At 44.4% G+C, this 13,807-nt stretch carries 11 protein-coding genes; all 11 read right to left on the bottom strand.

The window, feature by feature from the left end:
- Positions 1-2: 2 nt before the first annotated feature.
- Positions 3-2,066: a DUF1302 domain-containing protein gene (locus GTQ48_RS08700; RefSeq protein ID WP_163106332.1), complete on the bottom strand. Its 2,064-nt coding sequence runs from the start codon at positions 2,064-2,066 to the stop codon at positions 3-5.
- A 282-nt stretch (positions 2,067-2,348) separates the two neighbouring features.
- Entirely contained in the window at positions 2,349-2,591 is a 243-nt protein-coding gene (locus GTQ48_RS08695; RefSeq protein WP_163106331.1) for a DUF2835 family protein, read from the bottom strand.
- Positions 2,578-5,190 (bottom strand): aminopeptidase N, encoded by a 2,613-nt coding sequence (gene pepN / locus GTQ48_RS08690; RefSeq protein ID WP_163106330.1) that lies wholly within the window; start codon positions 5,188-5,190, stop codon positions 2,578-2,580. The genes GTQ48_RS08695 and pepN overlap by 14 nt, the downstream gene beginning before the upstream one ends.
- 31 nt (positions 5,191-5,221) lie before the next feature.
- Entirely contained in the window at positions 5,222-6,697 is a 1,476-nt protein-coding gene (nhaC, locus tag GTQ48_RS08685) for a Na+/H+ antiporter NhaC (RefSeq protein ID WP_163106329.1), read from the bottom strand.
- A gap of 173 nt (positions 6,698-6,870) precedes the next feature.
- Positions 6,871-8,205 carry a sodium-dependent transporter gene (locus tag GTQ48_RS08680; RefSeq protein WP_163106328.1) on the bottom strand — a complete coding sequence of 445 codons (1,335 nt, stop codon included), beginning with the start codon at positions 8,203-8,205 and terminating at the stop codon, positions 6,871-6,873.
- Positions 8,206-8,288: 83 nt separating this feature from the next.
- Entirely contained in the window at positions 8,289-10,331 is a 2,043-nt protein-coding gene (gene prc / locus GTQ48_RS08675; protein WP_163106327.1) for a carboxy terminal-processing peptidase, read from the bottom strand.
- Positions 10,332-10,333: 2 nt separating this feature from the next.
- Positions 10,334-11,002 (bottom strand): RNA chaperone ProQ, encoded by a 669-nt coding sequence (gene proQ, locus GTQ48_RS08670; protein ID WP_163106326.1) that lies wholly within the window; start codon positions 11,000-11,002, stop codon positions 10,334-10,336.
- A gap of 16 nt (positions 11,003-11,018) precedes the next feature.
- Positions 11,019-11,309, bottom strand: coding sequence for a hypothetical protein (locus tag GTQ48_RS08665; RefSeq protein WP_032094124.1), 291 nt, complete (start codon positions 11,307-11,309; stop codon positions 11,019-11,021).
- Positions 11,306-11,767, bottom strand: coding sequence for a GAF domain-containing protein (locus GTQ48_RS08660; RefSeq protein ID WP_163106325.1), 462 nt, complete (start codon positions 11,765-11,767; stop codon positions 11,306-11,308). Before GTQ48_RS08660 ends, GTQ48_RS08665 begins: the two co-directional genes overlap by 4 nt.
- A gap of 12 nt (positions 11,768-11,779) precedes the next feature.
- Positions 11,780-12,535, bottom strand: a complete 756-nt coding sequence (locus GTQ48_RS08655; protein ID WP_163106324.1) for an SIMPL domain-containing protein — start codon at positions 12,533-12,535, stop codon at positions 11,780-11,782.
- A 177-nt stretch (positions 12,536-12,712) separates the two neighbouring features.
- The gene (locus tag GTQ48_RS08650) at positions 12,713-13,792 is read right to left on the bottom strand and encodes a pyridoxal-phosphate-dependent aminotransferase family protein (RefSeq protein ID WP_163106469.1); all 1,080 of its coding nucleotides are present in this window, start codon (positions 13,790-13,792) and stop codon (positions 12,713-12,715) included.
- Positions 13,793-13,807 lie beyond the last annotated feature (15 nt).

Genomic DNA, 13,807 nt, shown 5'->3' with positions numbered 1-13,807 from the left:
CTTTAGATTGCATATTTGATGTTAAATGACAAAAAGTCTCTGTCTGCAAGAGCATTCGTTGTACCAATGCCTCCCCAGAACGCGCTGTATGACGCCGTAGCAGACCACTTACTCAAGTAGTCAAATGTCATTGATAAAGCAGCAGACTTAACATCTTCTGTGAAAAGGAATAGAGGATCAGGCGTGGTGCCCTCTACATCATGTGAAAACGTTGCACGAACACGCAGGTTCATACCGGCATAAATTGAATTATAATCGGCAACTGCAAGTAGTCGATAGCCCCATGCATCATCAGTGGCGAACGGGTTGGTTTCCGGTCCGTCTGACAAACCTAAGTGAAGACCTTGGCGAGGATTACCCGTTGCCGTTGGCTCCAATGATGGTGTTCTTGCCGTACCAGGTGCGTTCAGTCTCACTACGTTTGGATCTGGCATATCAACAATGTTGACGTAACCGGCTTCACCTAGCAACACAAAGTTATCTGCACCAAATTTGGGGCCAAATACGTGAGACGCAGTAAACTGCATCTGCCATGTATCAGAGAAAATAAAGCCTTGAGCTGTTTCACCAGGGCCTACTGCTCTTCCGATATTATTTAGCTGAGAAATACCTTCAAGGTCAGGACGTAAACCTGCATTTGCAAGCTGCTCTGGCATACCCATGTAAAGTAATTCAACGTCGTCTATCTGAAGCGGCTCATCAACACGATAAGCAAATTCACCGGCTAATGCCGTTGTGCCAATGTTCGTGTTGAAGCTCATACCATAAAGCTTGATGTCTTCAGGGTAGAAAAACTCTGATTTTGTAAACGCACGTAAGTCAGTGATGTTATCGCGCGTTACTTCATTACCCGCAAGAAACGCAAGGTCAGCACCAATACCAGCTTGTGTAAAGTCTGACGTAATACCTGAAATAAGTGGACGCTGACTGTGGTAGTTGATGTGATAGAAACTGAATTCAGTTTCGTTAATCTCTGGTGAAAACACGGTTAAACGCAAGCCGTACTGGCCTTGGTCATCTGCTTCGTTGTGCGGGTCATCGCCAAAACCACGCACAGCAACCTTAGTTGGGTACGCTAAATAGGCTTGAGAAATATCAGCAGCATCTGCGCCAGAACGCAACAAATCGCCATAGCCGTTTAATGCTGTTAGCAAGTGCTCTAAATCAATGTCTGGGTTGCCGCTGAAACCTAGTTGGATATTCTGGCGTTGACCGCCGTCTCCCGCAAAGTCGTTACCGGCAAAATAACTGCCTGAAACAGGAAGCCAACTGCGTTGGAACTCGTATTGATAGTAGCCCGATACACTTACATCAGGTGTTAAACCTAATGACGCGTACACCATACCAACAGGTAAGAATACTTCTCTTAACTCGGCGCCAGGTGCGCGAGCACGCGTTACGTCAACAGGGTTGGTGGTGTTTATACCATGCTGGATAAAGGTACTTTCACCCCAACTGATTACCTGACGCCCAACACGCAAGGTAAGTGGCTTATCGCCTACCCACCAATCGCCGTAGAAAAAGGCATCGTATAAACGTACGTCAGTACACAGTAAATCTTCTGCTTCTGGGTCCTGACATAGGTCGTACTGGTTACCCGTGATAGGGTTTGAATATGGGCGGTCACCGTCCATTTGCTCAAAATCATAAAACCAAAATCCGCGAGCAAAGAAGCCGTAGTCACCGAAGTTTATGTCAAGTTCGTGAGTACCTGAAATCTGTGTTGCGAATGCGTCGCCTGGATCGTGTGCTAAGTTACCTAAATCACCATTGGTAGAGTAACCACCATCGGCTAAGCCCCATACATCACCGCTAGAATAAAGTGGGTTGAATGCAGCGTGGTAACCAGTCCAGTTAAATTGAGGATGATTACTGTTACCGATTAAATCATAATCTCTAGCTTCAGTACGAATACTTGTTGCAAGCGAGAACGTTGAATCTAACGTAATGCTTACATCACCTACTTGCCAATTAGCGGCGTGAGCAGGTACTGCAGCAGCACCTAGCAGAGTGAGAACCCCTGCAGCAATTGGTGATATTTTAAAAGCGCTAGGCCTGTTTTTCATATTTTTATACTCCCAAGTCGACGCGTGTGCATGCCCGACATCATGACCAACCATAACGATTAACAAAATCATTACATCATTTTACCAGAACCGCAAGAACTAATCCTACCAGTTAACAACTTTTACAACATTAATCGTATCAAATAGTTATTGCTTTATGCTGAGTATAAAAGCCATTTATGCGGTTGAACAAAATTCAGCTTGAAAGTGCGCAAAAATCGCTCACTTGTGAGTGTTTTGTGGTAGCGGGGTTATGCTACCTCGCTTATTTCCCTTAATTAATTACCTAAGGCGTTCTATCGCCCTTATTTTATTGTGCTGATCTACAATCATACGAAAGCGCCCTTTCACCCCGTCTGAGGTGATAAACTGGCGCAAACGATTGGTGGGAACCTGCACCCGAACGCCAGATTCTGCCATCATGACAACGCTCGGTACAGCAGGCGAATATAATGCCTCACACTGGGTGTAAGGCACACTTATAGAGAAATAAAATATGCTATCTGTTGGTTCAATCTGCGCCATAAGCAAGGCTCTTGCTCACTTTTTCAAACACATCCTTGCTCAGTCCTTTGTGGTTAAGCAAGCGACCTAGCTGTTCTTTCATTAGCGTTTGATGTTCAACTGCAAAGCCCTGCCATTGGGTTAATGGCGTTACGATGCGAGCAGCAACTTGTGGATTCAATGTATCGAGTTTAAGTAAATAATCAGTAACAAACTTATAGCCACTACCGTCTAGTGCATGGAACATCTCGCTATTATAGAACGCGAAGCTACCAATGACTGAGCGAACTCGATTGGGGTTACTCATCGTAAACTGAGGATGTTCACACAACATCGTTATTGTGGCAAAGATATCCTTAGATGCTTGCGTAGCATGTAGCGCAAACCATTTGTCCAATACAAGCGGGTCGTTACTCCACTTTTGCTCGAACTTTGCCATGAGCGAATCAAAGGTGTCACGCTGACAAAACTGTGCGCATCTTAACGCTCCCAGCGTGTCGGTCATGTTATCTGCTTGTTCAAATTGCTTAATAACAAGGCTTTCATGCTGTGGTAACCGCGCCAAGTGTGCAAGAACAACATTCTTACAACGTCGCTGATTCACTGCATTCTGGTTGTAAGCATACGGTGCACTTTCAATGCTATTAAATACGTCAAGCAATGATGACTCGAGATGTTGTGCAAATTGAGAACAAAAAGCCTTTCGTGCGGCACTCAAAGTTTGAACATTTATCGATGTTCTAGACTGGCAGAGCGTTTCAAATGAAGGAATAACCAGACATTCGCCGAGTAGCTCAACATTATCCTGCTCACGTACAATGGCTTCTCTTATGCCCGCCCAAATATCGTTATCGATAGCTTCGCCTGGCGCACGTTCTAATTCACTGATACAGCGATTGTAGATAGACTGCATTGCATCCCAGCGATTAAATGCATCTTTGCCATATTTGAAAATGGTTAATAACGAGGTAGTTGGTAACTCGTTATTCACTTTTGCAGGGGCTGAAAAATTGCCTAATACCACCGGAGTCAATGTTTTGTTTGGCGCATCGATGGTGAAGGACACCGACTCTTTATCTAAAATGACCATTCCATCATTAATGATGGCTTCATTGTCGGTGTACTGAACTCCGTCTTCGTCCATAACTTCCATTTTGATGGGCATGTATAACGGATGCTTTTCACTCTGTTCAGAGGTGGCCGGCGTATGCTGAGATAATGTAATGGTATGTTTGCCATCGTCGAGCTTACTCTGCTTTACACTGATAATGGGAGTACCAGATTGACTATACCAACGTGCAAACTGGCTGAGATCTAACGACGTTGCCGATTGCATAGCAGAGACGAAGTCATCACAGGTTACAGCTTGCCCATCATGGCGTTTAAAGTATTCATCCATACCTTTTCTAAACCCATCTGGGCCAAGCAGTGTGTGGAACATACGAATAACTTCAGCACCTTTGTCGTACACCGTTACCGTGTAGAAATTGTTCATCTCTATCACTTCATCGGGTCGTATGGGATGGCTCATTGCACTTGCGTCTTCGGCGAACTGGTGTTCGCGCATCACGCGCACATGCTTAATACGATTGCTCAGTTCTGACGTCATATCAGCGCTAAACTGCTGATCTCTAAATACCGTAAGCCCCTCTTTCAAACTAAGCTGAAACCAATCTCGACAGGTGACTCGGTTCCCGGTCCAGTTATGAAAATATTCATGGGCAATAACCGCTTCCACATTAAAGAAGTCATCGTCGGTAGCCGTGTTTTGGTCGGCCAAAACAAACTTACTGTTAAATACATTGAGACCCTTGTTTTCCATGGCTCCCATATTGAAAAAGTCTACTGCCACTATCATGTAAATATCGAGGTCGTATTCTAGACCGAAGACCTCTTCATCCCATTTCATCGCGCGTTTTAACGACTCAAGTGCAAACGTACCTTGGCCTTGCTTTCCCTTATCCACATAAAGTTCTAGCGCAACTTCTTTACCGCTAGCTGTGGTAAACGTATCAGAGAGCATGTCAAAATCGCCAGCCACTAAGGCAAAGAGATAACACGGCTTCGGATGGGGGTCGTGCCATTTAACAAAATGTTGGCCGTTAGTTAACTGCCCTTTGTCTATGGGGTTACCGTTGGAAAGTAACATAGGAAACGATGTATCCCCCACCACGGTTACCGTATAAACCGAGAGCACATCAGGGCGGTCCATAAAGAAGGTAATACGCCTGAACCCTTCTGCCTCACACTGCGTGCAGTAAGCACCGCCAGAAAGATATAAGCCTTCTAATGCTTTGTTGCGACTAGGGGCTATAGTGGTTTCAATCTCGAGTGTAAATTCATCGCTCTCAACAGGAATTGTCAGAGAGGATTCGTCAAGTACGTAGCCTGGGCTGTTATCGCTTTTACGTGACAGTTCAATACCGTCAATGGAGGTTTTGTTGACAGGAAGGTTGTCGCCGTCTAATACCAAGGCGTCTTGATGACTGCCCTGTCTTTTTATACGCAATGAACTGAATACACGAGTTTCAGTTGGATGAAGTGTGATGTGTAAGTCGACGGTAGAGATAGCAAAGGCCGGCGGCATGTAATCCGCTCGGCGTTTAATTTGAACTGACATAGAACTCCTTAATGAAGCGTCTATATAATGTTTATACGGACCCTTCGCTTTTCGTTTCAAATGTTGGCGGCGTTATACGCAAAATTTTGATTCCCAAATAGGCGTAAACGATAGCAAGAAATGGATTAATTAAATTAAAGAACGCGTAGAAAATGTAATCAAAAGGATTCACTAGCAGCACGCTATGCATATAGGCCCCGCAAGTGTTCCAAGGAATAAGTGGCGACGTAAGCGTACCGCCATCTTCTAAACTGCGCGATAGGTTAAGTTGGTCTAAGCCTCGTTTAGCATATTCTTCTTTATACATGCGGCCAGGCATTACAATAGCAATATACTGGTCGGCAGTGACTAAGTTTGTCGCGAAGCACGTCATAATGGTTCGACTTACCATATCACCAGCAGATTTTGCGCCTAGCAAAATAGTGGCTACAGCACGCTTGAGAAGCCCGACTCGCTCTAACACAGCGCCAAAAGACATGGCACATATTATCAGCCATATTGTATTAAGCATTGAGGACATGCCGCCTCGAGATAATAAGCTATTTAAATTCTCATCAGGTGTTGAAAAGCTCACTCCATCAAACAAAGCTGTCCATACCACTTTTAATGCACCGATACTTGCAGTGTCATTAGCGCTTGCCATTGCAGCGACGACATCCCATTGGAATATAACGGCCCAAATACCGCCGAGTAACGCGCCGATAAAAACGGCTGGAAATGCCGGCATTTTTTTAATTGCTAAAGTAAGGAGCACAACAAGCGGCACAAGAAGGTGCCATCCAAGATTAAAAGACTCACTGAGAAGTTGCTGCATTTGCTCAATGCGCTCGGCCTTCGCATCACCTACTTCACTAAATCCGATAACAGTAAACAGAATAAGCGCAATAACAAAGCTTGGGATTGTGGTCCAGAGCATGTAGCGAATGTGGTCGAAAAGATCGGTACCCGCTACTGCTGGCGCTAAATTAGTGGTTTCAGATAGTGGCGAAATTTTATCACCAAAATAGGCACCAGACACCACTGCCCCCGCGGTAATAGCCGCTGACATTTCCATACCTGCTGAAACGCCCATTAGCGCAACACCCACCGTCGCTGCTGTCGTCCACGAACTGCCTATGCTCATGGCAACCACTGCGCAAATTAAACACGTCGCGGCGTAGAAAAACGAAGGATTAAGAAGTTCGAGGCCAAAATAAATCAACGTAGGCACAGTTCCAGACAGCATCCACGTGCCAATTAAGGAGCCAACCGCAAGCAATATAAGACATGCTCCCAATGACATTGAAATGCCATCGACTATGCCTTTTTCTATTGTTTTCCAGCTGTAGCCGTTTTTCATTCCAATAATGGCTGCCATACCCATTGCCAACAACAAGGCTATTTGATTAGGGCCGTATGACGAATTATCTTCAAACAGATAAACGGCAGTTCCCATCATAAGAACCAGTGCAACAATAGGAATTAGGGCATCTAAAAGTGACGGTGTTTTTAACTCTTTATTAGTCATTGTTATTATTTTATAAAACCTTTTTTTAAAAGCTATTTATTTTTTTGAGCTACTTAAATGCTGCTTCTTGAATCAAGAGCTTCTTGAATTGAGCGCTTTTAAAATTGAGAGCACTGATTTTAAAAGCTGCTTACATTCAAACGAGTCGCTGAAGAATTAGCGTTTACGATTATCTAAAAAACAGAGCGATAGAACATGAGCGCGATAATAACAGGACAAACAAAACGCACATACCACGGCCAAATTTTCCAGAATAGTCCGTGCTCTACGTTTTCGTTGCCCTCTTTAAGCTCAGTAAGTATGGCATCTCTGCGCCACACCCATCCAGCGAAAATACACAGCACTAAACCTAGCAGTGGCTGGCTGTACTCTGTGGTTAAAGCAATAACGAAACCAAACAGCATATCGAAGTTAAGAATTATGATGCAGCTGAGAATGAAGATTAACGCAGCCATAAATACCACGGCCTTGCCACGCTGCAAGCCTTTACTCTCTACCATGAACGCGACAGGTACTTCTAACATGGAAATAGAAGAAGTCACCGCCGCAATGGCCATTAGCGCAAAGAAAGTGAATGACACGAAAACGCCTACAGTGCCAATAGTATCAAACAATGCGGGAAGCACTTTAAAGATAAGTGTGTCGCCTTGAATTAAGGCACCCTCTGGGGTGAATATTTCTACGCCGTTGTTCAATGCGACGTACATCGACGGAATGATAAGCATACCTGCTATTACCGCGACACCAATATCAACCAGTGCCACCGAGGCCCCAATTGTTGGCAGGTTTTCTTTTTTACTCAAGTATGAGCCATACACTAACATAGTGCCCACACCCAAAGACATTGAGAAGAAAGCTTGTCCCATAGCATTAATTAACAAATCAGGGTCGAGTACTCGTGAGAAATCAGGGACTAAATACGCACTCCACCCTTCACCTGCACCAGGTTGCATACTGACATATACGATAAGCGCTAGTATGAGAATGACTAAGGTTGGCATCAATCTAACTGACCATTTTTCAATACCGGCTTTAACACCACCGACTACGATAAATGCAGTTAACATCATGAATAAAGCGCAGAAAATAACGTTACGCGTAACGGAAGAGGTAAGAAGCCAATCGCTTGCAGACTGCAGTCCTACTAGTCTTACCGCTGAGTCAGCAAAGTAGACCAGCATCCAGCCACCGACGATGGCATAGAAGGCTAAAATGAGAGAAACAGTAACACAGCCCCAAATGCCGGTTGCTCTACCTACATAACTACCTGATATTTTGCCAAGCGCGTCGACCATATTTGAGCGTGTACTACGACCAATGATCAACTCGGCCATTAGGACAGGATAAGCTAGGACAAAGGCCAGTAATAGATAAACGAGTACAAATGCAGCACCGCCGTTACTTGCTACTTTTGTGGGGAACCCCCAGATATTTCCAAGCCCAACCGCTGAGCCTGCAGCCGCCAGCACGAATCCTATTCGAGAAGAAAACTCGCCTCGTATCGCCATGTTATTTGCCTTTATTATTGTTGTAATATTTGTATAGACACAAAAAAAGGGCTGGCCCTAGACCAGCCCTTTTCCGACAGCGCTTAATGTGTAGTGATAGCGTATCGGCCTGTTTCAATCATATCGAAAGTAATATTAGCCGCCTCGTCTAAAAACGGATCTAACTCTTCCATGTCTTCTGGAAGGTCATCAAGCGTCGTTACCGGCTCTAAGCCTAGGCGCTGCAGTCGTTCGTTAGCGCGTGCTAATGATTTTACCTCAGCTTCTTTTTTCTTGGCTTCTCTTTCAGCCTTTACCAGTGATATGAAATCTTTGTCTTTATTCTTTTTGTATTCCTCGATGTCATCATTAATGTATGAAAACTCGGGGTTTTGCATAATTCGTTTACTGTGCTTCGCTGATAATACGTCTAACGCAGATTGGCCGTCAGCAAACGTAGTGTAGTTGGCCCTGTTAATGCTATCCCATGGAAGTGCGTTATCAGCCTGACTTTCGCCCCACTCTGCAGGTTCAATAGCCGAGGGATATAAAATATCGGGAATAACACCTTTATGCTGTGTGCTGCCGCCATCAATTCGATAAAACTTAGCAATAGTAAACTGCACGCTGCCTAACGGGTTGTCGTACAGGTCGTAAATTTTACCTAGGCCACGATGCTGCTGAACCGTACCTTTACCGAAGGTTTGCTCACCAACAATTAAGGCGCGATTATAGTCTTGCATTGCCGCGGCAAAAATTTCTGAGGCTGATGCGCTGTAACGGTCAACAAGCACAGTCAGTGGGCCGTCATAAGACACTTTCCCATCGGTGTCACGATTAACGCTAATCTTAGACTGTCCGTATCGAATTTGAACCACGGGACCTTTTTCAATGAAAAGTCCAGACAGTAATGTTGCTTCTGTTAACGAGCCGCCGCCATTACCACGTAGATCGACAATAACGCCTTTCACGTTTTGTGACTTAAGTGCTTCAATTTCTTTTGCAACATCAACACTTAGGTTGTTGTAAAAACTGGGAATGGTAATAACGCCTAAGGGCTGCCCTGAATGCGGACCTTCGTCAGGTACATACACTTCAGACTTTGCCGCTCTATCTTCCAGTTTTATCTTATCTCGGGTTAGCTTTACGACTGATGTTGTTTTTGATTCTGTTGCGCCCTTTTCTACTTGCAAGCGCACCATGCTGCCCTTTGGACCTTTAATCAACTCGACAACTTCGTCGAGTCTCCATCCAATGACATCAACAAACTCTTCATCGTCTTGAGCCACGCCAACAATTTTGTCTTCTGGCTTGATTGCCCCAGACTGGTCTGCTGGACCACCTGGCACTACACTCTTGATAATGGTGTAGTCATCTTCGCTTTGCAGTACCGCACCTATACCCTCAAATGATAGATTCATTTCCATTTGGAAACGGTCTGCATTTCGAGGAGAAAGGTAACTTGTATGTGCTTCGATAGTTCTTGCAAACGCGTTCATGGCAGTTTGAAAAACATCTTCGCTTTTCGCCTGCTTTGTGCGTTTTATTGCACGGGTATAACGCTTGGTAAGTAGCTCTTTCGCTTCTTCCCACGTTTTATCCGCCAATATAAGATTCAGCGCATCGTACTTAACTCGCTGACGCCAAATTTCGTCAAGTTCCGCAGTGTCTTTCGCCCAATCAGCGTCTTCTCTGTCGTAATAGAACTTGTCGTTTTCTTTAGCAAAATCAAAAGGTCCATCTTCGAGCAATGCAAGTGCATATTCATAACGCTCGACCCTGCGCTTAGCAGTAACATTGTACATGTCATAAGCAATGGATAAATTACCTTTGCCCAACGCATCGTCAAACAAATCACGGTACTTTTCAAAGCTTACGACATCGTCTAATAAAAGCACCTGTTTGTTGTGATCAAGTGACTCTATGAAACGTTGATAAACGCGGGCTGAAAGAAGATTATCCAACGAAATTTCTTTGTAGTGGGCGCGAGTGAATAATGCACTTACTCTTTTAGCTGCCACACTGTGCTGAGATTCCTGTTGAAGAATAGGAAGCTCATCAACGTCTGGTGTTGACGTAACTGCACCAGCTCCAACGCCTACCGTCAAAAATGCGCTAGCAATAGAAATTCGAAGGATATCTTTCATATTTACGACCTCTTGGAACGTGCCAAACGTAAAGCATCTGCTTTTACTTTTACCACCATGCCTGTATCAAGCTGAACATGAATACCGTCTTTAGCAATCTCGGTGATAGCCGCTGGCATAGGTTCTTTACCCAGCTTAACGGTAACGCGAGTGCCTTGCTTCATGTCGTCTTCAGTTAACTTAGCAGGTGGCGTAGTATTTGGTCTGTTATTCTTCGGTTTAGTTCCGCGCTTCGCCTCAGGTTGCGCAGAATTAGTCGGTTTTTCGCCTTTAGGACGATTAAACTGACGCTTTTCTGAACGCTTAGGCTGCTGTGCTAGCTTTGCCTTACGTTTTTCTGCAGCCTTAGCTTTACTCTCTTCGAGTTGCTTTTGCGCGTGGTCTGAATGTTCTTTCTCAATTGCTTCGCCCTTTTCACCATCAAGATCAACGCGGTGAGTGCCTTCTTTAATGCTGTATAGGTAACGCCAACTGTTTGTGTAATGACGAAGAGTTGAGCGCAATAGCGTTTTACTCACGCGCTCTTCATCGTCTAACCGTTGAGCAAGATCTTGAAAAATACCAATCTTAAGTGGGAGGGCCTCGCCTTCAATGCTAAAACATTTTGGGAAGGTCTCTGCAAGGAAAGCAATAACTTCCTTACTCGTAGTAAACTTCTCTGTTGATTCCATTAACTTTCTAAATTATTCAGGAGATTTCATCGTTATTTGCATCATCCCAAGTTGCCAGCGTGTGGTCAACCCAATCGAGCAATTCGTCGTCATCAATTTCTAATAAATGTGCATCTTGTTGCCAAGACTCCCAAGCGTAGTGCAAAATTTGCTCTAAACGCTGTGTTTCTATATCCTCTTCAGCAGCATCATATATCCCGTGAAGAATGAAGTTTAAACGTTCAGATGCCTCATCTGGGTCATCATGAACGTCTTCCATGTCCTCGAATGTAGATAATACTACATGAATATCGACGTTTGATTTCATAGTGCTTGCTGAGATTCAATCAATATATTCGCAATTTCGACAAGGCCATCCTCATCATCTTGCGTGAAGCGAGCGTGATTTGGGCTATCAATATCTAATACCCCGATGAGTGCATCATTAACCACGATCGGAACAACGATTTCAGAATTTGACGCCGCATCGCATGCAATGTGACCATCGAACCCGTGTACATCGTCAATTCGCTGAACCGTTTGTGTTGACGCACTGGTACCACACACGCCTTTTCCCATTGGAATTCGAATACAAGCAGGCTGACCCTGAAAAGGCCCAAGAACCAGCTGTTCGTCTTTGTACAGGTAAAAACCAGCCCAGTTTACATCTTCGAGACCATTAAACAGCAGTGCACTTATGTTTGCCATATTGGCAATTAAGTCCTGCTCGCCCGATACCAAGCTTTTCGCTTGGCTTATTAGCTGGCTATATTGTTGTTGTTTCAAACGGTAACCCTGTTATTGATTAATGTTAAACGTGACATTCACACGGGCGTTCACGCTCTCTTGTCCTGGCAAAGACAGCGACATTTCTTTGGAAAACGTGTCGGCGCGCATGACTGGTATCGGCATATTGCCACCAGATTCAGATATTGCAACCACTTCACCCACTTCCACACCTAATTCTTTTGCTAGCAACTGTGCTCTATTCTTTGCATCAGCGACCGCTGTTACCAACGCTTTTTGATAGACAGAGGCCTCACCCATGTTTACAAAATTGAATTGTTGGATACGATCAACACCCCTTTTGAGCACGCCATCAAGCACACGATCGTAATTCTCTAAATCTGTTGAGGTAATGGCGATTTCTCTAGACAGTGTAAAACCATCTTGTTCTCTACCCTGCGGCGTATTGTTGTATCGGGGGGAAAGACGTACTTGCATACTTTGAATGTAACGCTCTTCGATACCCTCTTCTAATAAGAAACTAACAATAGAGGTCAAATCGTTTTCAAGCTGCCCACTGAGCTTGGATACCGTTGTGCCTTGTTCTTCAACGATAAAGGTTACGGAGTAAGCATTAGGTGTAACATCAATGGCCCCTACTCCTTGTACGCTAATTGTCCCTAATGACCTTTCATTGGCTTGCGACTCTTTTTCCTTAACAGCATCCTTACTCGCCTCAGTATGTGCATAGCTTTGTGCAGTGTATAAAGGCGCGGTAAACACGGTAAGAAGTATAAGTGTCTTGGTAAATGTAAGCACGTTTTGCATATCAGTTCCTTTAATCGATATTAAGGTTAATTATAGCACGTCCAGTCTATGCCATCCTATATGAACCCTGAGTGAATAAATAACATGGCTTTGGTTTTAAAATAAAAAAGCTGGCTGCATATTTATGCCTCCAGCTTTAGGTTAATCTCTATTTGTAATTTAGTATTTGTAGTGTAATTACTTAAGTACAGTCTTAAGCGACGCGATACAGTGGTCGATATTGCGCTGTTTACAGGCATATCCCATAAGACCAATACGCCATACCTTTCCAGCATGTTCTCCTAAACCAGCACCAATTTCTAAATTAAACTCATTAAGTAACTGACTGCGCACCGCGGCGTCATCAACACCATCGGGAATTTGTACAACGTTGAGCTGAGGTAATCTAAAGTCGCTATTTACCGTTAGCTTTAGACCTATTTCTTCAAGGCCTCGTGCTAACTTTGCATGTCCGCTTGCGTGTCTGTCCCAAGCATTCTCAAGGCCTTCCTCTTTCAATACGAGAAGCGATTCGTACATCGCGTACATACTGTTAACGGGTGCAGTATGGTGATACGCACGTTTAGCGCCCTTGCCCCAATACCCTACGATCAAATTCATATCCAGAAACCAGCTTTGCACTTTCGTTTTTCTATTTTGAATTACCGACACGGCTTTATCACTGAAAGACACTGGCGCTATACCGGGAACACAGCTTAAACATTTTTGGGAACCAGAATAAATGGCGTCTATACCCCAGCCGTCCACATCAAGTTCGATACCGCCAAGAGAGGTAACAGCATCAACAATAGTTAAACAATTGTGTTTTTGCGCAAGCTCACAAAGCAATTTTGCTTCGTTTCTCACCCCTGTTGAGGTTTCTGCATGCACAAATGCCACTACTTTTACATCTCGATTGGCGTTCAACGCATCTTCCACTGCATTAAGGTCGGTCTGCTCTCCCCACGTGTTGTGGATAGTAATGGCAGTGCCGCCGCAGCGTTCTACATTTTCAACCATGCGCAAACCAAAAACACCGTTAACGCAAACAATGACCTTATCTCCAGGTTCAACAAGATTCACAAAGCAGGCTTCCATACCGGCAGAACCAGGGGCAGATATTGGCATTGTTAGCGCATTTTCAGTCTTAAACGCGTATTGAAGTAAGTTTTTGGTTTCATCCATCAATTCAATGAACAAAGGGTCGAGGTGCCCTAGTGTAGGACGCGCCATGGCGTTAAGAATACGAGGACTTACATCAGAGGGGCCCGGTCCCATTAACGTGCGCTCTGG

The sequence above is a fragment of the Alteromonas genovensis genome, assembly GCF_010500895.1.
GTDB lineage: Bacteria > Pseudomonadota > Gammaproteobacteria > Enterobacterales > Alteromonadaceae > Alteromonas > Alteromonas genovensis.
Note: the sequence above shows the minus strand (reverse complement) of the source record. Positions and strands in the feature narration are given on the sequence as shown.